General features: G+C 69.5%; 14 protein-coding genes. 9 read left to right on the forward strand and 5 right to left on the reverse strand.

From position 1 onward, the window contains the following. Position 1: 1 nt before the first annotated feature. From FBY21_RS26150 to FBY21_RS26180, 7 genes are all read left to right on the forward strand, one after another. Positions 2 to 688 (forward strand): PspA/IM30 family protein, encoded by a 687-nt coding sequence (locus FBY21_RS26150; protein WP_074970945.1) that lies wholly within the window; start codon positions 2 to 4, stop codon positions 686 to 688. Between the two features lie 47 nt (positions 689 to 735). Next, entirely contained in the window at positions 736 to 1,377 is a 642-nt protein-coding gene (locus tag FBY21_RS26155) for an OB-fold-containig protein (RefSeq protein WP_044405869.1), read from the forward strand. Between the two features lie 37 nt (positions 1,378 to 1,414). Then, positions 1,415 to 3,463, forward strand: a complete 2,049-nt coding sequence (locus tag FBY21_RS26160; protein WP_044405867.1) for a flotillin family protein — start codon at positions 1,415 to 1,417, stop codon at positions 3,461 to 3,463. A 102-nt stretch (positions 3,464 to 3,565) separates the two neighbouring features. Continuing rightward, a complete protein-coding gene (locus tag FBY21_RS26165) occupies positions 3,566 to 3,805 on the forward strand; it encodes a hypothetical protein (RefSeq protein ID WP_044405865.1) in 240 nt (79 codons plus the stop codon). Between the two features lie 83 nt (positions 3,806 to 3,888). Beyond that, entirely contained in the window at positions 3,889 to 9,132 is a 5,244-nt protein-coding gene (locus FBY21_RS26170) for a DNA repair ATPase (RefSeq protein ID WP_142015023.1), read from the forward strand. Positions 9,133 to 9,145: 13 nt separating this feature from the next. Beyond that, positions 9,146 to 9,835: a phospholipase D-like domain-containing protein gene (locus tag FBY21_RS26175; protein WP_044405861.1), complete on the forward strand. Its 690-nt coding sequence runs from the start codon at positions 9,146 to 9,148 to the stop codon at positions 9,833 to 9,835. A gap of 133 nt (positions 9,836 to 9,968) precedes the next feature. Next, positions 9,969 to 11,147 carry a GGDEF domain-containing protein gene (locus FBY21_RS26180; protein WP_142015027.1) on the forward strand — a complete coding sequence of 393 codons (1,179 nt, stop codon included), beginning with the start codon at positions 9,969 to 9,971 and terminating at the stop codon, positions 11,145 to 11,147. A gap of 28 nt (positions 11,148 to 11,175) precedes the next feature. Here FBY21_RS26180 and FBY21_RS26185 read toward each other — a convergent pair whose 3' ends face one another. Beyond that, positions 11,176 to 12,906 (reverse strand): hypothetical protein, encoded by a 1,731-nt coding sequence (locus tag FBY21_RS26185; protein WP_142015030.1) that lies wholly within the window; start codon positions 12,904 to 12,906, stop codon positions 11,176 to 11,178. 200 nt (positions 12,907 to 13,106) lie between these two features. Here FBY21_RS26185 and FBY21_RS26190 point away from each other — a divergent pair, with 200 nt between their 5' ends. Then, positions 13,107 to 13,646, forward strand: coding sequence for a YaeQ family protein (locus tag FBY21_RS26190; protein WP_044405855.1), 540 nt, complete (start codon positions 13,107 to 13,109; stop codon positions 13,644 to 13,646). 34 nt (positions 13,647 to 13,680) lie between these two features. After that, positions 13,681 to 15,396 carry a single-stranded-DNA-specific exonuclease RecJ gene (gene recJ, locus FBY21_RS26195; RefSeq protein ID WP_107331321.1) on the forward strand — a complete coding sequence of 572 codons (1,716 nt, stop codon included), beginning with the start codon at positions 13,681 to 13,683 and terminating at the stop codon, positions 15,394 to 15,396. 24 nt (positions 15,397 to 15,420) lie between these two features. On the opposite strand, the gene FBY21_RS26200 is transcribed toward recJ, so the two are convergent. The 4 genes from FBY21_RS26200 to FBY21_RS26215 all read right to left on the reverse strand — a co-directional run bounded on the left by FBY21_RS26200 (position 15,421) and on the right by FBY21_RS26215 (position 17,946). Then, complete coding sequence (locus FBY21_RS26200) at positions 15,421 to 15,729, reverse strand: hypothetical protein (RefSeq protein WP_074970958.1); 309 nt, start codon at positions 15,727 to 15,729, stop codon at positions 15,421 to 15,423. Then, positions 15,726 to 16,256 carry a thiamine pyrophosphate-binding protein gene (locus FBY21_RS26205; protein WP_142015034.1) on the reverse strand — a complete coding sequence of 177 codons (531 nt, stop codon included), beginning with the start codon at positions 16,254 to 16,256 and terminating at the stop codon, positions 15,726 to 15,728. The genes FBY21_RS26200 and FBY21_RS26205 overlap by 4 nt, the downstream gene beginning before the upstream one ends. Then, positions 16,253 to 17,434 (reverse strand): PepSY-associated TM helix domain-containing protein, encoded by a 1,182-nt coding sequence (locus FBY21_RS26210; protein ID WP_142015037.1) that lies wholly within the window; start codon positions 17,432 to 17,434, stop codon positions 16,253 to 16,255. The genes FBY21_RS26205 and FBY21_RS26210 overlap by 4 nt, the downstream gene beginning before the upstream one ends. Positions 17,435 to 17,643: 209 nt before the next feature. Next, positions 17,644 to 17,946, reverse strand: a complete 303-nt coding sequence (locus FBY21_RS26215) for a DUF1883 domain-containing protein (RefSeq protein ID WP_044400048.1) — start codon at positions 17,944 to 17,946, stop codon at positions 17,644 to 17,646. Positions 17,947 to 18,032 lie beyond the last annotated feature (86 nt).

An 18,032-nucleotide genomic window follows, 5' to 3' on the forward strand; every position in this document is an offset into this window, starting at 1 on the left:
CATGAACGTATGGAGCAAGCTGATCGACGCCCTGCGTGGCGGCCTCGGCGAAGCCGGCGACGCCCTGGTGGACAGCCAGGCCCTGCGCATCCTCGACCAGGAGATCCGCGACGCCGACCAGGCCCTGCGCCAGGCCCGCGAAGCCCTGGCCGGCGTCATGGCCCGGCAGAAGCTCGCCGACGAGCGTGCCGCCCAGTGCCAGGCCAAGGTCGACGAATACGAAGGCTATGCCCTCAAGGCGCTGGAAAGCGGCAACGAGGCCCTGGCCCGTGAAGTGGCGGAGAAGATCGCCGAGCTGGAAGCGCAGCACCGGAGCGAGCGCGGCCAGGCCGAAGGCTTCAGCGCGCAGGTCGCCCAGCTGCGCAAGGCCGTGACCCAGGCCGAGGCCAACATCCGCCACCTCAAGCAACAGGTGGACACGGTCAAGGCCACCGAAAGCGTGCAGCGTGCCCAGCAGGCCGTGGCCCAGCGCCAGGGCGATACCCACAGCCGCCTGGGCACCGCCCTGGACTCGCTGGAGCGCCTCAAGCGCCAGCAGGCCGAGCGTGCCGCGCGGCTGGAGGCGGCCGACGAACTGGCCAGTGCCGAGCGCGGCGACGACCTGGAAGCGCGCCTGCGGGCCGCCGGCATCGCCACCGGGCCCAGCAGTGCCGACAGCGTCCTGGCGAGGCTGCGGGACAAACGCTGACAAACCCGACCGCGGCCCCGCCCGCCCTGTTTCAAGGACTGGAAACGATGGACCTCTTCCTGATCACCGCCCTCTCGTTCCCCACCGTGGTGTTCAGCTTCCTGCTGCTCATCGCGGTCATCTACTGGACCGTGGTCGCCTTCGGCCTGCTGGAGGTGGACCTGCTGGACGTCGAGGCCGACTCCCTGCTCGAAGGCCACGGCAATGCCGAAGGCCTCGCCGGCCTGCTGTCCAAGCTCAAGCTCAACGGCGTGCCGGTCACCCTGGTGCTGACCCTGCTGTTCTTCTTCGGCTGGTTCATCAGCTACTTCGTCGAACTCTGGCTGCTCGGCCAATTGCCCCTCGGCTGGCTGCGCTACCCGCTCGGCCTGGTGGTGATGATCGGCGCCCTGGTGCTGGCCGTGCCAATCGCCTCCACCCTGTGCCGCCCCCTGCGCCCGCTGTTCCTCAAGGCCGAGGCCACCAGCACCCGCAGCGTCATCGGCCAGACGGCCGTGGTGCGCAGTGGCCGCGTCACCGCCGGGCAGGGCGAAGCCGTGCTGGAGGACGGTGGCGCTGGGCTGATCCTCAAGGTCCGTGCCGACGAAGCCCTCGGGCTCAAGCGCGGCGACCGCGTCGTGTTACTGGAATACCTGGAGGCGCAGCACGCCTATCGGGTCATCACCGAGGACGAATTCCGCGGGCTCTGACCCCGGTGTGCCTCAGCATCAAAGGAGAATGATTGCAATGAACCTAGCCTCGCTGCTGCCCATCCTGATCGGCGTCGGTCTCGTCGTCCTCGTGGTCGTCGGGCTCCTGGCCCTGTTCAAGGCCTTCTACATCAAGGTCCCGCAGGGCACCGCACTGATCGTCAACGACATGTCCTCCACCCCCAAGGTGCACTTCACCGGCGCCCTGGTGTACCCGGTCATCCACCTCAAGGAGTTCATGCGCATCTCGCTGATCACCCTGGAAGTGGACCGCCGTGGCAAGGACGGCCTCATCTGCCGTGACAACATGCGCGCCGACATCACCGTCGCCTTCTACCTGCGCGTCAACGAAACCCAGCAGGACGTGCTCAAGGTGGCCAAGGCCATCGGCGTCGACCGCGCCTCCGACCGGGGCGCGGTGAACGAACTGTTCAACGCCAAGTTCTCCGAAGCGCTGAAGACCGTCGGCAAGCAGTTCGACTTCGTCGAACTGTTCGAGAACCGCCAGGACTTCCGCGACCGCATCATCGAAGTGATCGGCAACGACCTGAACGGCTACGTGCTGGAAGACGTCGCCATCGACTACCTGGAACAGACCGCCAAGCACTCCCTCGACCCGAGCAACATCCTCGACGCCGAAGGCATCCGCAAGATCACCGAACTGACCGCCAACCAGAACGTCATCACCAACGAGCTGGAGCGCAACCAGGAACTGGCGATCCAGAAGAAGAACGTCGAGACCCGCGAAGCCGCCCTGGCCCTCGAACGCCAGCAGGCCGACGCCGAGGCCCGGCAGAAGCGCGAGATCGAAACCATCCGCGCCCGCGAGGAAGCCGAGACCGCCAAGGTCAAGGAAGAGGAACGCCTCAAGGCCGAGCAGGCCCGCATCCAGGCCCAGCAGGAGATCGACATCCGCGTCGAGAACCACCAGCGCGAAGTGGAAGTGGCCCAGCAGAACCGCCAGCGCGCCGTGGTCATCGAGGTGGAGAAGGTCACCCGCGCCAAGGACCTGGAAGTGGTCGCCCGCGAGCGTGAGGTCGAGCTGCAGCGCATCGAGAAGGAAAAGGCGCTGGAAGAACAGCGCAAGAACATCGCCAACGTGATCCGCGAGCGCGTCGCCGTCGAGAAGACCGTCGCCCAGGAAGAAGAGCGCATCAAGGAAGTGCGTGAAGTCTCCGAAGCCGAGCGCGCCAAGCAGGTCATCGTGCTCCAGGCACAGGCCGAAGCCGAGCAGGAGCTGGTGCGCCAGGTCAAGCAGGCCGAAGCCGACGAGACCCGCTCCAAGCACAAGGCCGTCGAGATCAACAACCTCGCCCAGGCCGAACTGGAAGCCGCCGCCAAGCAGGCCGAAGCCAAGAAACGCATGGCCGAAGGCATCGAGGCCGAGCGCGCCGCCCCCGGCCTGGCCGATGCCCGCGTGCTGGAAGCGACCGCCACCGCGAAGGAGAAGGACGGCCTCGCCGACGCCCGCGTGCGCGCCGAACAGCTGATCGCCGAAGCCCGTGGCGAGCAGGAGAAGGGCCTTGCCGAAGCCCGCATCCTCGAAGCCCAGGCCGCCGCCAAGGAGAAGGACGGTCTCGCCGAAGCCAAGGTGCTGGAAGAGAAGCTCGGCGCCCAGGCCCGAGGCGAAGAACAGCTCGGCGCCGCCAAGGCCAAGGCCACCAAGGACCTGGGTTCGGCGGAAGCGGAAATCCTCCTGCAGCGCCTCAACGCCGAGGCCGAAGGCCTGGGCAAGAAGTTCAGCGCCCTCGACGCCCTCAGCGACAGCGCCCGCCAGCACGAAGAGTTCCGCATGCAGCTGGAGAAGAGCTTCGAGGAAGCCATGGCCGCCATTGCCGCCAACAAGGACATCGCCAAGGACCAGGCCGAGGTGCTCGCCACTGCCCTGGGCAAGGCGAAGATCGAGATCGTCGGCGGCGAAGGCGACTTCTTCAACTCCTTCGCCAAGTCGCTCTCCGTCGGCAAGGCCATCGAAGGCGTGGTGGGCAAGAGCCCCGTGGTGCAGGACGTGCTCGCCCGCCTGCTCAACGGCCGCACCCCGGCCGTCGCGCCCAAGGCTGACGCCGCCCCGGCTGCCGAAGCCTGATCGAGCGGGCCCCGGAACCCCCGGGGCCCGACGCCGCGCACAGGGTCCGCCCCGCCTTGCGAAAGGGGCCGGGCCCGCCTACCCGCCAAGAGGAACCTCGCCATGGCCGAATCCCGTGACTACCTGGAGCTGTCCTTCCGCTCCATCCACTGCTTCGCCAACGACGGCCGCCTGGACGTGCACGAACTGGCCGCCCTGCTGGCCATCGCCGAGCGCGACGGCGTCATCGACGACAACGAGAAGCGCGTGCTGAAGAAGATCCTCGCCCACGTCAGGCCCGAGGAAATCGACCCCGCCCTGCGCGAGCAGATGGCCGAAGTCGCCCGCAAGATCGGCGCCTGAGCCCAGGCCCCGCGCCCCCGCGTACCCGGCCCCTCCGCCCGAGGGGCCCTGTTCGCAGACCCAGCAGATTCAGGAAGAACACGATGTCGGACGTCACCGCCGCAACCCCCGCACAGGATGTATTGGACAAGGCCGTCGCCGAAGGCGGCGCCTACGAGGTGCTGCACAAGCGCCTGCAGGACCAGGGGCAGCGCCTGCGGCAGACCACCGACAGCCTCAACCAGCGGCGCCTCGAAGCCTTCGGCGACAGCCGTATGGACGTGGTCGGCCGGGTGCGCATCCGCACCGAGAACAACTGCATCGCCCGCGACATCGTCCAGGTCGGCGACTGCCTGCTGTTCGGCTACAACGTCTTCATCGGCCTGAGGAAGGAAACCGGCATCGCCGACGTCTTCTCCCTCTACCGCCTGGTGGAAGGGGAGGAGGGCTATGAGGCCGAACCGGTGCCGCTGGAAGGCACCTTCCTCGCCGCCCAGGGCTTCCTCAACGACTTCAACGAGCTCTACACCTACTACAAGAACACCCGCCTGCTGCAGCTGGCCATCCGTGACGGCAAGCTGCTGGCGAGCTTCCAGATCGGCGAGCGCATCACCGACATCCGCGTGTTCCGCTGGTCCCTCTCCAGCGACGGGCGCGAGGTGCGCTACATCGACAACCGCGGCGAGCGCGACATCGCCCTGCCGTCGCCCTTCGACTTCGAATGGAAGAAGGCCACCCGCGAGATGGTGGTCCAGGGCCGCCACCCGCACCTGAACATCCTCGACACCGTGTTCGTCGAGACCATCGGCGGCGACCTCACCATCAAGGTGGAGAACAACACCGAGGACGGCCTCGGCATCTACCGCGAAGAGGTGGTGGACAAGACCCAGTCCCTCGACGACGCCCAGATCGAATTCGCCCGCCTCGGCAGCCTGGTGCTGCTCAAGGTGCTGCCCTACCGCGAGGAACAGTGGCGCTACCTGGTCTACAACAGCCTGACCCGCCAGGTGGAGCGCATCGACGCCATCGGCCAGGCCTGCGTCCAGCTGCCCGAGGACCACGGCATCATCTTCCCCGGCGGCTGCTACCTGCAGAACGGCGAATACAAGACCTTCGACGCCTCCATGGCCGGCATGCGCTTCAAGCGCAGCGTGCGCTCGCCCAACGGCGAAGACGTGCAGTACATCTTCTACCACCCCGAGGAGGGCCGTTCGGTCCTGCTCACCTACAACCTCATCAGCCGCCAGCTGCAGAACCCGCTGTTCGGCCACGGCTACGCGCGCCTGGAAGACGGGCGCATGGTGATCTTCGCCGCCGAGGGCGACGAGCCGACCCGCATCCACCCCATGCAGATCTGGCAGACCCCGTTCTTCACCGAGGAGTACGCCGCTCGCCAGCCGGCCCGCAGCGGCTTCTTCGGGCGCATCGGCAACGCCGAGCTGGTGCGTGGCGTCTCCGACCTGTACGGCCTGTGCCGCGAGATCGAAACCCCCTCCGTCTCGGTGCAGCGCTACACCCAGCTGTGCCAGGGCACCCGCCGCCTGTTCGACGTCTACCACTGGCTCGGCAGCGACGAGCTCGACGGGCTCGCCCCGCTGCTGCGGGAAGTGGCCGCCACCGCCGAACGGGTGCTGGACGAATACGAGAAGGTCGAGAGCATCCGCCGCCAGTCCGACCAGGCCATGGCCGGCGCCGAAGCGCAGCAGAAGGCCCTGCTCGGGCGCCTCCAGGCCGCCGGCTGGGAACAGGCCCAGGACTACGTCGACGCCCTCAATGGCATCACCGCCCAGCGCGGCCTGCTGCTGACCATCCGTGACTACCGCTACATCGACGTCGCCCGCATCGACGCCATGGAAGCCGAGCTGCAGGAGGCCCAGGCGCGCACCGCTGCCGCCACCGCCACCTTCCTCGCCAGCGACCAGGCCCTGCAGCCCTTCGTCACCCGCCTGGAGACGCTGGACGCCGACGCGCAGAAGGCCGAGACCGTCGCCCTCCTGGCACCGCCGCTGGAGGCCTTGCAGGCCATGGCCGGCGACCTGGACATGCTGTCCAACCTGATGGGCTCGCTGCAGATCGACGACGCCACCCAGCGCACCCGCATCATCGAGTCCATCTCCGAGATCTACGCCCGCCTCAACCAGGCCAAGGCCCGCGCCGAGCAGCGCCGCAAGGCCCTAGGCTCCACCGAATCGGTGGCCCAGTTCGGCGCCCAGTTCAAGCTGTTCGGCCAGGGCATCGTCAACGCCCTGGCCCAGGCCCAGGACCCCGAGCGCTGCGACGAGCAGCTGTCGCGCCTGCTGGTGCAGCTGGAGGAACTGGAGAGCCGCTTCGGCGACCACGAGCAGTTCCTCGGTGACATCCTCAGCAAGCGCGAGGAACTGCTGGAAACCTTCGAGGCCCACAAGCAATCCCTGCTCGACGAGCGCCAGCGCAAGGCCCAGGGCCTGCAGGACGCCGCCCGGCGCATCCTCGACAGCCTCGGCCGACGTACCGCCAAGTTCACCCAGGCCGAGGAGCTCAACGCCTTCTTCGCCGCCGACCCGCTGATCCTCAAGCTGCGCGAACTGGCCCAGCGCCTGCGCGAGCTCAATGACAGCGTCAAGGCCGACGACGTCGAAGCCCGCCTCAAGGGCGCCCGCGACCAGGCCGTGCGCGCCCTGCGCGACAAGAGCGAACTGTTCGAAGCCGGCGGCAACGTCATCAAGCTCGGCCCGCGCCACCGCTTCAGCGTCAACACCCAGGAGCTGGACCTGACCCTGCTGCCCCGGGGCGACGGGCTCTACCTGCACCTCACCGGCACCGACTTCCTCGAACCCCTGCACGACCCCGAGCTGGACGCCCTCAAGGCCTACTGGCAGGTGGCGCTGGAGTCCGAGTCCGAGCGCCTCTACCGCGCTGAATACCTGGCCGGGGAAGTCCTCGACGCCGCCGATGGCCAGCGCGAAGGCCTCAGCCTGGACGGCCTCAAGGCCCTGCTGGCGCAGCCCGAGGAACTGGCCCGGGTGGTGCGCGACTTCGCCGCCCCGCGCTACCGCGACGGCTACGAGAAGGGCATCCACGACCACGACGCCGCCGCCATCCTCCAGCACCTGCTGCCCCTGCGCGAAAGCGCCGGGCTGCTGCGCTTCGGCGCCGTGCCCCGGGCCTTCGCCACGCTGTTCTGGGACGCCGCCCGGCAGGGCGAGAGCGGCACCGCCTGGCCGGAACGTGCCCGCACCAGCCGGCACATCCAGCAGCTGTTCGGCCGCGCCGACGGCCTGCTGGCGCTGCAGGCCGAAGTGACCGACGCCCTGCAGGCCTTCCTCGCCGAGCACCCGCTGCCCCTGCAGCCGGGCCAGGTCGCCGAGGCCGCCGAGTACCTGGTGCAGGAACTGGCCGCCGAGCGCATCGAATTCACCTTCAGCAAGTACGCCCGCCAGCTGCACGAAGGGCTCAAGCTGCGCCTGCAAGGCGCGCGCATGTGGGACGACTACCAGGCCGCCGTGGGCCGCCTGGACGGGCGCCCGGCGGCCCAGTGGGCGCTGGTCGGCCACTGGCTCGACGGCCTCTGCGGCGAAGAGGGCTTTGCCGGCCTCGCCGATTACCGGGCTGAAGCCGTGGCCCTGGCGCTGCTGCGTGCCGACTTCCCGCAGCGCTTCACCGAAGTGGACCTGCGCTTCAGCGTCAGCGGCCTGATGGGCGAGCACCCGCGTATCCAGGACCACAGCCTGGCGCTGGCGGTGGACGACTTCTTCGGCCGCCTGCGCGAGCACCGCGAGCAGGTGCTGCCCGGCCTGCGCCAGTACCAGGCGCTGCGCCAGGCCCTGGTCGCCCGCCAGCGCGAGGCCCTGCGCCTGGCCGAGTTCAAGCCGCGCCCGCTGACCTCCTTCGTGCGCAACAAGCTGATCAACGACGTCTACCTCGGCATCATCGGCGACAACCTGGCCAAGCAGATGGGCACCGTCGGCGAGAACAAGCGCACCGACCTGATGGGCCTGCTGATGCTCATCTCGCCCCCCGGCTACGGCAAGACCACCCTGATGGAGTACGTCGCCCACCGCCTCGGCCTGATCTTCATGAAGATCAACGGCCCGGCCCTGGGCCACGAGGTGCGCTCGCTGGACCCGGCCCAGGCGCCCGACGCCACCTCGCGCCAGGAGCTGGAGAAGCTCAACCTGGCCCTGGAGATGGGCAACAACGTGATGCTCTACGTCGACGACATCCAGCACACCCACCCGGAGTTCCTGCAGAAGTTCATCTCCCTCTGCGACGGCACGCGCCGCATCGAGGGCGTGTGGAAGGGCCGCACCAAGACCTACGACATGCGTGGCAAGAAGTTCTGCGTGGTGATGTCCGGCAACCCCTACACCGAGTCCGGCGATGTGTTCCGCATCCCCGACATGCTCGCCAACCGCGCCGACATCTATAACCTCGGCGACACCCTGGGCGGCATGCAGGACGCCTTCGCCCTCAGCTACATCGAGAACGCCCTGACCTCCAACCCGGTGCTGGCGCCCCTGGCCACCCGCGACATGGCCGACGTCTACCGCTTCGTCGACCGCGCCGAGGGCAAGCCCTTCTCCGCCAACGAACTGGGCCACAGCTACAGCGGCGCGGAGATCAACGAGATCACCACCACCCTGCAACGCCTCATGCAGGTGCGCGACGTGGTGCTCAAGGTCAACCAGCAGTACATCGCCAGCGCCGCCCAGGCCGACCAGTACCGCACCGAGCCGCCGTTCAAGCTGCAGGGCAGCTACCGCAACATGAACAAGATGGCGGAGAAGATCTCCGCCGTGATGAACGACGCCGAGCTGATGCAGCTGCTGGCCGACCACTACCAGGGCGAATCCCAGCTGCTCACCATCGGCGCCGAGGAGAACCTGCTCAAGCTCGCCGAACTGCGCGGCAACCAGAGCGCCGAGCAGGCCGAGCGCTGGACCCAGATCAAGCGCGACTTCATGCGCAACAAATCCATGGGCGGCAGCGACAGCGACGTCGGCACCCGCGTGGTGGCCCAGCTCAACGACCTGGTGGAGAGCGTGCGCGGGCTGGCCCGCAGCGAAGCCCCCGCACCGGACGCCGCCGAGGTGCCGTGGGAGGCCCTGCTGCAACGCCTGGAGGCGCTGGTGCAACCGCCCGCCGCGTTCAAGGTGGACGTCACCGCCCCGGCCCAGGAGGGCGTGCGCGAAGTGCTGCTGAGCCTGGCCGACTGCCTGGAGAACAGCTTCATGCCGCTGATCCGCATCATGGACAAGAAGATCGACGTCGACCTGCGCACCCACCACCGCATCACCGACATCGCCAACCGCCTCAACGAACTGGGTGGCGCCCTGCCGACGCCCGGCACCGACGGCACGCCCACCTGACCCGGAGGTCGCCATGGATTTCGCAGGACTCGACCAGCAGCTGCGCGACAGCCTGCAGGACCTGAAGCTGAGCAACGAGGAGCGCGACGAGCTGCGCGAACTGGGCAGCGAGCTGGGCCCGGACCAGGTGCGCTACCTGCGCAACCGCGCTTTCGACCTGGTGCGCGAGCTGTGCCAGGCCGACCCGGCCAACCTGCAACCGGCGCTCAAGTGGCTGGAGCAGGTGGTGCGCACCCTCGACCTCGCCGGTGCCGTCGCCCCGGCCGTGGCCAGCGCCCACTTCAGCCCCGGCGAGGAGTGCCGGCGCAAGATCCGCGAGCTGTGCCGCCAGGCCCGGCACAGCGTGGACATCTGCGTCTACACCATCTCCGACGACCAGCTCAGCAGCGAGATCCTCGCCTGCCACGGGCGCGGCGTGCGCGTGCGGGTGATCAGCGACAACGAGAAACAGCACGACGAAGGCAGCGATATCCAGGCCCTGCGCCACGCCGGAGTCGATGTGCGCATCGACGACAGCCCCTTCCACATGCACCACAAGTTCGCCCTGTTCGACGGCCGCCTGCTGCTCAACGGCAGCTTCAACTGGACCCGCAGCGCCAGCACCAGCAACGAGGAGAACCTCCTGGTGATCGACAACGCCCACCTGGTGGCGCGCTACCTGGCGGAGTTCGACAGCCTTTGGGGGCGCTACGCCCCACGCTGAAACGTCGTGCGTGACGCTGTCACAGTCGGGGAGTAAAGTGCGAAGCCGTTCGCATTACGGCCGATAACCCCACCGCCCGCGCGTCGCCTTCCCCAGGCTGGCCGCCGGGAGCTTCCCGCCCTGGACCGTGCAGATGGACCTTCACATCCCCACCCTGGTGCTGGTGGACGTCTACATCCTCGCCCTGCTCGGCATCCTCGCCGGGCGGGCCTGGCGTCGCGGCACCCCGGAGCCGACCCTCGGCTACCTGAGCCTGACCCTGCTGCTCGGCGCCTTCTGCACCGTGCTCGGCAGCCTGCGCGGCCTGGGCATGGACTGGGTGCCGATCATCATCGGCAACGTTCTGCTGCAGCTCAGCTGCGCCGCCAGCTGGACCTCCATGCGGGTGTTCGCCGGCCGGCCCGTTCATCTCGCCGGCTTCCTCGCCGGGCCGCTGCTGTGGCTGGCGCTCTGCGCCGTGCCGGCGTTCTACGCCTCGCTGCCGGCGCGGATCATGCTCAGCTGCGTGCTGATGATCACCTACACCGCGCTCGCGGCCTTCGAGCTGTGGCGCGCCCGGCGCAGCCTGCAGGTGTCCATCGCCCCGGCCATGGCGCTGCACCTCATGCACGTGGCGACCTACGGCGTGCGCCTGGCGCTGGACCGGGGCGAGCCGTTCCAGCGGCTGGTCAACGGCCAGGCCAGCCCCTTCTTCGCGATGCTGGTGTTCGAGACGCTGCTGTACGCCATCGGCGTCGCCTTCGTCACCCTGGCCATGGTCCGTGAGCGCGCCGAGCTGCAGTACAAGCACGCCGCCTACAGCGACCCGCTGACCGGTGTCGGCAACCGCCGTGCCTTCATGGATTCCGGCCAGGCCCTGCTGGAGCGCTGCGCACGGCGCGGGGAGGGCGTGGTGCTGCTGCTCTGCGACCTGGACAACTTCAAGCGCCTCAACGACTCCTACGGCCACGCCAGCGGCGACGCCGCCCTGGTGGACTTCACCCGTATCGTCTCCGCGCGCATGCGTCGGCACGACGTATTCGGGCGCATCGGTGGGGAAGAGTTCGCCTGCCTGCTGGCCGATGCCGATGGCGCCACCGCCGTGCTGGTGGCCGAGCGCATCCGCCGCGAGTTCGCCGAGAGCTGCCCCGAGGCGCCGGGGCCGCTCAGCGTCAGCATCGGCGTGGCCGGCAGTGGCGAGGCGGGGTACGACCTGTCGCGGCTGCTGTCCCTGGCGGACAAAGCCCTGTACCGGGCCAAGGCCCAGGGGCGCAACCGCGTGGAGTGCTACCGCGAGGCCCCGGCCGAGCCCAGCGGCGAGTCGGCGGCCTGAGCCGCCGGCCTCCGTTGCTGGGCGGCCTTCAGGCCGCCACGGGAAGGGGTTGGACCAGGCCGTTGTTCAGCGCGTCCAGCAACTGCTGGCGCAGGGCGGCGGCCCGTGGCGGGTCTTCCGCCTGCAGGCGGTCGATGGCCTGGTGCAGCTGGGCGAGGGGGTTCTCCTCCCGCATCACGTTGGTCAGCGACAGGCTGGCGATGGCGTCTTCGAAGCGGCCGTGCCGGATGTGGTCCAGCAACAGGGCTTCGTCCAGCCTGCGTTCGGCGCTTTGCATCGCCTGCAGCCGAGCCTGCAGGGCCTGGGCACTGGCCGTGTCGCCCAGGGCCAGGTAGGCCAGGCCGATGGCTTCCAGGTAAATGCCGAGGTCCTCGTCGTCTTCCAGAGCCTCGGCCTGCTGTGCATCGTCCAGGGTGACGAGGCAGGCCTCCACCCAGCGCTGGGCGCGGGGTGCTTCGCCCAGGTCGCGCAGCAGCGGGGCCTGCTCGGCCAGCTTGGTCACGCGGCCGTCCAGGTCCAGGGCGGCATTCAACTGCTCGATCTCCTCCAGGTGCGTGCGCACCCCGTAGGCGTCGCGCTGGTGCGCCGGCAGGGCGGCCTGCTGGCGCAGCCAGCCTTCCAGGGCGAACAGGCGCAGCCAGCCCCAGTTGTCCTCGCCACGGATCCGCTCCAGCTCGGCCAGCGCCTGGCGCCGCAGCTCGTCGGCCCAGGACGGGTGTCGGCCGAGGTGGTGCTCCCACAGGGTGAGCAGCAGCCAGATGCGCTGGCCCGGCTCGTGGGCGCGGGAGTCCAGCAGGGCGTTGGCCTGGGCCAGGTCGCCCTGCTCGGCGTGCCAGTCCACCAGGCGCAGCAGCAGTTCGTCGTAGTGATGCGCCGGCGCGCAGTCCACCACCCGCAGCGCGGTGTCCGGCTGCGCCGTGGCCAGGGCGTGGTCCATCAGCTCGGTGTGGGTGAAGTAGCCGGTCTGCTCGCCCAGGTCGGCCAGCAGTTCGAAGGCGGCTTCGGTCTGGCCACCCTCCATCAAGGCCAGCACGGCCTGGCCCTGTTCCTCCACCGGCAGTTGCCTGGCCAGCGCCAGGGCGCGGGGCACCTCGCCCAGTTCGGCAAGGCCGGCGAGCACCGCCTTCAGGTCATGGAGGGGCAGGCTGGTGTCCGGCTCCGGGTGGGCCAGCAGCTCCCAGGCCCGCTCCAGGCTGCGCAGGGCCGCCTGGGGTTGCTGCAGGCGACGCTGCAGCCCGGCGAGGATGAGGTTCTGCGGGCCGGACAGGCTCTGGCCGGTGCCCTGTTCCTGTTGCTGGGTGAGGGTGTCGAGCTGGGCTCGGGCCTGGGCGTCCTGGCCGCAGGCAAGCAGCAGCGGGATCTGCAGCAGCGGCGACTCCGGCAGCGGGCGCTCCAGGCGCTCCAGCAGGGACAGCGCCGCGTGCGGGTCCTGGGCTTCCAGGTAGTGCTCCAGCATGTTGTCCAGGGCGCTCTGCTGGTAGCCGTCGCGCAGCTCGGCCAGGGCGGTGAGTGCGGCCTGTTCCTCGCCGGCACGCAGCAGCGCCGGGGCCACCTGGTGCAACGCCAGCTGGCGGGCCTCGCCTTGCAGGCCCTGGGCCATGTCCAGCGCCAGGCGCGGCTCGAACAGGCTCAGCAGGGCCGTGCGGTTCACCTGGCCAGCCTCCTGCAGATAGGCTTCCAGGCTGCCGTCGTCGCGGTTGACGGCGTACAGCACCGCCGCGATGAGCACGACCACGACCAGGGCAATGAGTAGTTCCATGGGCTTCCCTTTCCTGTGTTCCATGCGCCCGAGCGGGCGCGGCGTCGGTCTTATAAAGGCCGTCGCCGGGCCTGGCAACCCGCGCTGCGCATACCTGGGACTGATTGCCCATTTCCGTCCCGCGCGCCGCCGTACGGGCCGGGCATGGGGGGCGCTTTCAAGGTAGACTTGCCGCCTTTTCGCCAACCAGGAAGCCCTTCATGGCCCTCCAAGCGACGCCTTACAAAGTCGAACTCAACCTCACCGACCTGGACCGTGGCGTCTACGAGACCCTGCGCTTCACCGTGGCCCGGCACCCCTCCGAGACCGAGGAGCGCCTGGCGGTCCGCCTGATCGCCTACGGCCTCTGGTACCACGAGCAGTTGGCCTTCGGCCGTGGCCTGTCGGACGTGGACGAGCCGGCGCTGTGGGAGAAGAGCCTGGACGACCGCGTGCTGCACTGGATCGAAGTCGGCCAGCCCGATGCCGAGCGCATCACCTGGTGCTCGCGCCGCTGCGAGCGCTTCAGCCTGCTGGCCTACGGCAGCCTGCGGGTGTGGCAGACCAAGGTGCTGGACAGCGTGCGCAACCTGAAGAACATCAACGTCGTCGCCGTCGGCCAGGAAGCCCTGGAAGAACTGGCCCGCGACCTGCCGCGTTCCATCAGCTGGACCCTGATGATCAGCGACGGCTCGCTGTTCATCACCGACGAACGCGGCCAGCACGACGTGCCGCTGGAATGGCTGGTCGGCGAACGCTGATCCACCCCCTTTTCGCCCCGGAAGACCGAGTCGCATGCGTATCGAGCCCCGCCCCCTGCCCGCCACACTGCCCGACCTGGGCAACCTGCCGCCCCTGCTGACCCGCCTCTACGCCGCCCGAGGCGTGAGCTGCGCGGAGGAGCTGGACAAGGGCCTGGCGCGGCTCATCCCCTACACGCAGATGAAGGGCATCGACGCTGCGGTGACGCTGCTGGTGGAGGCCCTGGAGCAGCGCCAGCGCATCCTCTTCGTCGGTGATTTCGACGCCGACGGCGCCACCGCCAGCTGCGTCGGCGTGCTCGGCTTGCGCATGCTCGGCGCCGCCCACGTCGACTACCTGGTGCCCAACCGCTTCGAGTACGGCTACGGGCTGACCCCGGAGATCGTCGCCGTCGCCCTGCAGCGCGAACCGCAGCTGCTGGTGACCGTGGACAACGGCATCTCCAGCGTCGACGGCGTGGCCGCCGCCAAGGCCGCCGGGCTCAAGGTGCTGGTCACCGACCACCACCTGCCGGGCCCGGAACTGCCGGCGGCGGACGCCATCGTCAACCCCAACCAGCCGGGCTGCGAGTTCCCCAGCAAGTCCATGGCCGGGGTCGGGGTGATCTTCTACGTGCTGCTGGCCCTGCGCGCGCGCCTGCGCGAGCTGGGCTGGTTCGCCCGGCGCGGCATGGCCGAGCCGAACCTCGCCGAGCTGCTGGACCTGGTGGCCCTGGGCAGCGTTGCCGACGTGGTGCCGCTGGACGCCAACAACCGCATCCTGGTGCACCAGGGCCTGGCGCGCATCCGCGCCGGCCGTGCCCGTCCCGGCCTCAAGGCGCTGCTGGAGGTGGCCGGCCGCCCGGCGGCGCGCATCACCTCCACCGACCTCGGCTTCATCCTCGGCCCGCGCCTCAACGCCGCCGGCCGCCTGGACGACATGAGCCTGGGCATCGAATGCCTGCTCTGCGAAGACCAGGCCCTGGCCCAGGACATGGCCGTGGAGCTGGACCAGCTCAACCAGGACCGCAAGCAGATCGAGCAGGGCATGCAGCGCGAGGCCCTGGCCCAGCTCAAGGACCTGCCGCTGGAAGACCTGCCGTTCGGCCTCTGCCTGTTCGAGCCGGACTGGCACCAGGGCGTCATCGGCATCCTCGCCTCGCGCCTCAAGGAGCGTTACCACCGCCCGACCATCGCCTTCGCCGATGCCGGCGACGGCCTGCTCAAGGGCTCGGCGCGCTCGGTGCCGGGGTTCCATATCCGCGATGCGCTGGACGCCGTCGCCGCCCGCCATCCCGGGCTGATCAGCAAGTTCGGCGGCCACGCCATGGCCGCCGGCCTGTCGTTGCCGGTGGAGCACTTCGGCGCCTTCGCCAGCGCCTTCGACGCCGAGGTGCGCCGCCAGCTCACCGAGGACGACCTCACCGGCCGCCTGCTCTCCGACGGCCAGCTGAGCCTGCAGGAATTCCACCTGGAACTGGCCCGCGCCCTGCGCCAGGCCGGCCCCTGGGGCCAGCACTTCCCCGAGCCGCTGTTCCACGGCGTGTTCCAGATCGCCCAGCAGCGCCTGGTGGGCGAACGCCACCTGAAGCTGGTGCTCAAGAGCGAGTGCGGCTCGCTGCAGCTGGACGGCATCGCCTTCAACATCGACCGCGACGTCTGGCCGAACCCCACCGTGCGCTGGGCCGAGCTGGCCTACCGCCTGGACGTGAACGAGTTTCGCGGGCAGGAGAGCGTGCAGTTGATGGTGGTGCACATCGCCCCGCGCTAGCACCCCGTTCCCGCCCGCGGGTTCTCAGCGCGGGCGGATCGCCTCGGGCTCCACTTCCGCCGTGTGTCCGGGGCCCAGTTCCAGCAGGACGTGGAACGCCCCGCTCGGGCGTTCGAAGGTGAAGCTGGAGTCCTCGCCCAGGGTGCCGTGGATGAGCACCTGCCCCTCATCGTCGAGCACGTCCAGGGTCGCCCCCGGCGTGGCGGTGCCGTCCGAGAGACCGCCCACGCAGCGCACCTGCGTGGCGTCCAGGGCCTGGCATTCGCAGTAGATCCCGTGGCCCCAGGCGTTGCCGCCGGCCAGCAGGAGCAGGGCACCGAGCCAGCGCTTCATCGGCCACCTCCACGCTTGCCGAGCCAGGCCACCACGTCGGGGGAGGCCTGGGCGAGGGGCAGGGCGGCCTGGTGCACCGAGCCGTCCCAGCCTTCCACTGTCAGCCACAGCTCGGCATCCGCCGGGGCGTCCTCGGGGATGCGCACTTCCGCCAGGCGCCGGTAGGGGCTGCCCGAGGCGAGGGCGCCGGCCGCGCGCAGGTAGCGCGGCTTGCCCACCCGCAGGTAGGCCGCCTTGATCGCAGCGCCGCACTCGCGGCAGAACGCCAGGCTGAAGTCCTTCATGTAGCCGGCCTTGCCTTCGCGCACCGGCTCGCCCCGTTCCCATTCCGCCAGGCGCACGTGCCAGGGGCCGACCGCCAGCTCGCCGATGGGGCGCTCGCCCAGGCCCTGGAGGCCGCGTTCCAGGCTGGCCTCGTGGAAGTAGGCGGGCATGTAGCCGAGGGGGATGAGCACCAGCAGGGCGCTCAGGTGGAAGCGCCAGCGCAGCCAGAGGCGGGCAGGGCGGGAGCGGACGGGGGCGGTCATTCGGTCACCTCGGTGGCGGGGCGCGGGGCGGGCCGTGGGCGCGGCGGGCGTTTCATCGCCTTGGCGGTGGCCAGCACGGTGCGCTTGCTCCAGATCAGCAGGCCGCTGAGCACCATCAGCGTCAGCAGCAGGCCGAACACGAACCACAGCAGCTTGACCCAGATGCCGCCGAAATCGCCGGTGTGCAGCGGGCGCATGGACTCGGTGACGAACTCCAGGGCGTTGCGGTCGCCGAGCAGGTGCGAGCCCAGCAGGGTGCCGTCGTAGGGGTTCACCTCGGCGGTCTGGAACATCAGCGGGTACCAGCCCCGGCCGCCCACCTCCAGCGGGGTGAAGGCGTCCGGCGGGAAGGTCACGAAGCTCACCTCGAAGCCGGGGATGGTGCGCGTCGCCACCTCCACCGCCTGGTCCACGCCGATGCGCGGCACCGGCTGGCCGGGCTCGGGCCGCGGCAGCGCCTCGCGGGCGATCAGCGTGGGCGGGCCTTCGCTGGAGATGGAGATGTGGTTGTCGTAGAGCACCGCGCGGATCAGGAACCAGGTGCCGGTGACGGCGATCACCGCGATGAACCAGATGGACCAGATGCCCACCAGGCGGTGGAAGTCGCCCCAGAAGATCCGCGCGCCCTGGCGGATGCGCAGGGTCGGCCGCAGGAAGCCGCGCCAGAAGCGCTTGTACACGACCAGCCCGGTGACCAGCGAGGCGAGCATCGGCAGGGCCAGCAGCGACACCAGGTACCAGCCCCAGCTGTAGCCGTTGGTGAAGGGCACCAGCCACCAGCCGTGCAGGGCGCGGGTGAACTGGCGGAAGTCGAACAGCGGGCTGCTGCCCTGGATCACCCCGGTGTACGGGTTGACGTAGAGCGTGGCGGTGCGGGTGTCGGGGTAGCTGACCGCCGCCGTGAGGGCGAAGTGGTCCTCCTCCGGCTTGGCCAGCCATTCGATGGCGGCATCCGGCTGCTGACGGGCGATGGCGGCGACGACCTGGTCGAAGCCGAGGGGCTGGGCGTCATCGGCGGGGCGGGTGGCGCGCACGTCGGGGTTGGCCAGCCAGATGATCTCCTCACTGAGCACCGCCAGGGTGCCGGTGGCGCAGACGAGAAAGACGAAGAACCAGATCGGCAGGGCCAGCCAGCTGTGGACCAGGAACCAGGTTCGCGAGCGGGACTTCTTGGACATGACGGAGCGCGGTCCTGACTGTTCGGGGCGATGAAAAAGACCGCCCGCCGGGATGGCGGGCGGAAACTAGCCAAAGGGGCGCTCGGCACCGGCCCGCCCCGGCAAGGGCGCGGCAGGTGCATGGAGAGGAGTGCCTAACAGTAAGGACGGATGAGCGCGGAAAAACCGACAGGGTCAGGTGAAAGAAAATGTTTCCGCGCCGGCCGGGCTCAGCCCATGTGGGAGCTGGAGCGGCGCACGAACTTGATGGAGTGCTTCAGGGTGGGCTTGCGGGTGACGCTGATGGCGCGGCGGGTCACCGTGTCGATGGTGATGTTCCAGAAGCCGGTGCTGGGCACCGTGATGCGCGCCGGGAAGCGGTCGAAGGCACCACCGTGGTAGGTGTGGCGGCCGCCGTTCTTGAAGCTGCGGAAGTTGGCATCGCTCATCAGGCGGATGTTGCAGACCTGCGAGCACTCGATGACGACCAGGTCGCCTTCGTTGAGGTGTTCGCGTTGATGGATGAACTTCATGGCAAGGCTCCGGAGCAGGGGTGACGCGGGGGCGCAACGATAGCACGGCCGGCCGGCGTCCCGCTGCCCCGGGCACGGCGTGCGCG

This window comes from Pseudomonas sp. SLBN-26 (assembly GCF_006715895.1).
GTDB classification, from domain to species: domain Bacteria; phylum Pseudomonadota; class Gammaproteobacteria; order Pseudomonadales; family Pseudomonadaceae; genus Metapseudomonas; species Metapseudomonas otitidis.

Excerpts from the sequence above, each read along its gene's own strand:
- FBY21_RS26150 (WP_074970945.1), top strand. The coding sequence starts at position 2 with ATGAACGTATGGAGCAAGCTGATCGACGCCCTGCGTGGCGGCCTCGGC.
- FBY21_RS26155 (WP_044405869.1), top strand. The coding sequence starts at position 736 with ATGGACCTCTTCCTGATCACCGCCCTCTCGTTCCCCACCGTGGTGTTC.
- FBY21_RS26160 (WP_044405867.1), top strand. The coding sequence starts at position 1,415 with ATGAACCTAGCCTCGCTGCTGCCCATCCTGATCGGCGTCGGTCTCGTC.
- FBY21_RS26165 (WP_044405865.1), top strand. The coding sequence starts at position 3,566 with ATGGCCGAATCCCGTGACTACCTGGAGCTGTCCTTCCGCTCCATCCAC.
- FBY21_RS26170 (WP_142015023.1), top strand. The coding sequence starts at position 3,889 with ATGTCGGACGTCACCGCCGCAACCCCCGCACAGGATGTATTGGACAAG.
- FBY21_RS26175 (WP_044405861.1), top strand. The coding sequence starts at position 9,146 with ATGGATTTCGCAGGACTCGACCAGCAGCTGCGCGACAGCCTGCAGGAC.
- FBY21_RS26180 (WP_142015027.1), top strand. The coding sequence starts at position 9,969 with ATGGACCTTCACATCCCCACCCTGGTGCTGGTGGACGTCTACATCCTC.
- FBY21_RS26185 (WP_142015030.1), bottom strand. The coding sequence starts at position 12,906 with ATGGAACTACTCATTGCCCTGGTCGTGGTCGTGCTCATCGCGGCGGTG.
- FBY21_RS26190 (WP_044405855.1), top strand. The coding sequence starts at position 13,107 with ATGGCCCTCCAAGCGACGCCTTACAAAGTCGAACTCAACCTCACCGAC.
- recJ (WP_107331321.1), top strand. The coding sequence starts at position 13,681 with ATGCGTATCGAGCCCCGCCCCCTGCCCGCCACACTGCCCGACCTGGGC.
- FBY21_RS26200 (WP_074970958.1), bottom strand. The coding sequence starts at position 15,729 with ATGAAGCGCTGGCTCGGTGCCCTGCTCCTGCTGGCCGGCGGCAACGCC.
- FBY21_RS26205 (WP_142015034.1), bottom strand. The coding sequence starts at position 16,256 with ATGACCGCCCCCGTCCGCTCCCGCCCTGCCCGCCTCTGGCTGCGCTGG.
- FBY21_RS26210 (WP_142015037.1), bottom strand. The coding sequence starts at position 17,434 with ATGTCCAAGAAGTCCCGCTCGCGAACCTGGTTCCTGGTCCACAGCTGG.
- FBY21_RS26215 (WP_044400048.1), bottom strand. The coding sequence starts at position 17,946 with ATGAAGTTCATCCATCAACGCGAACACCTCAACGAAGGCGACCTGGTC.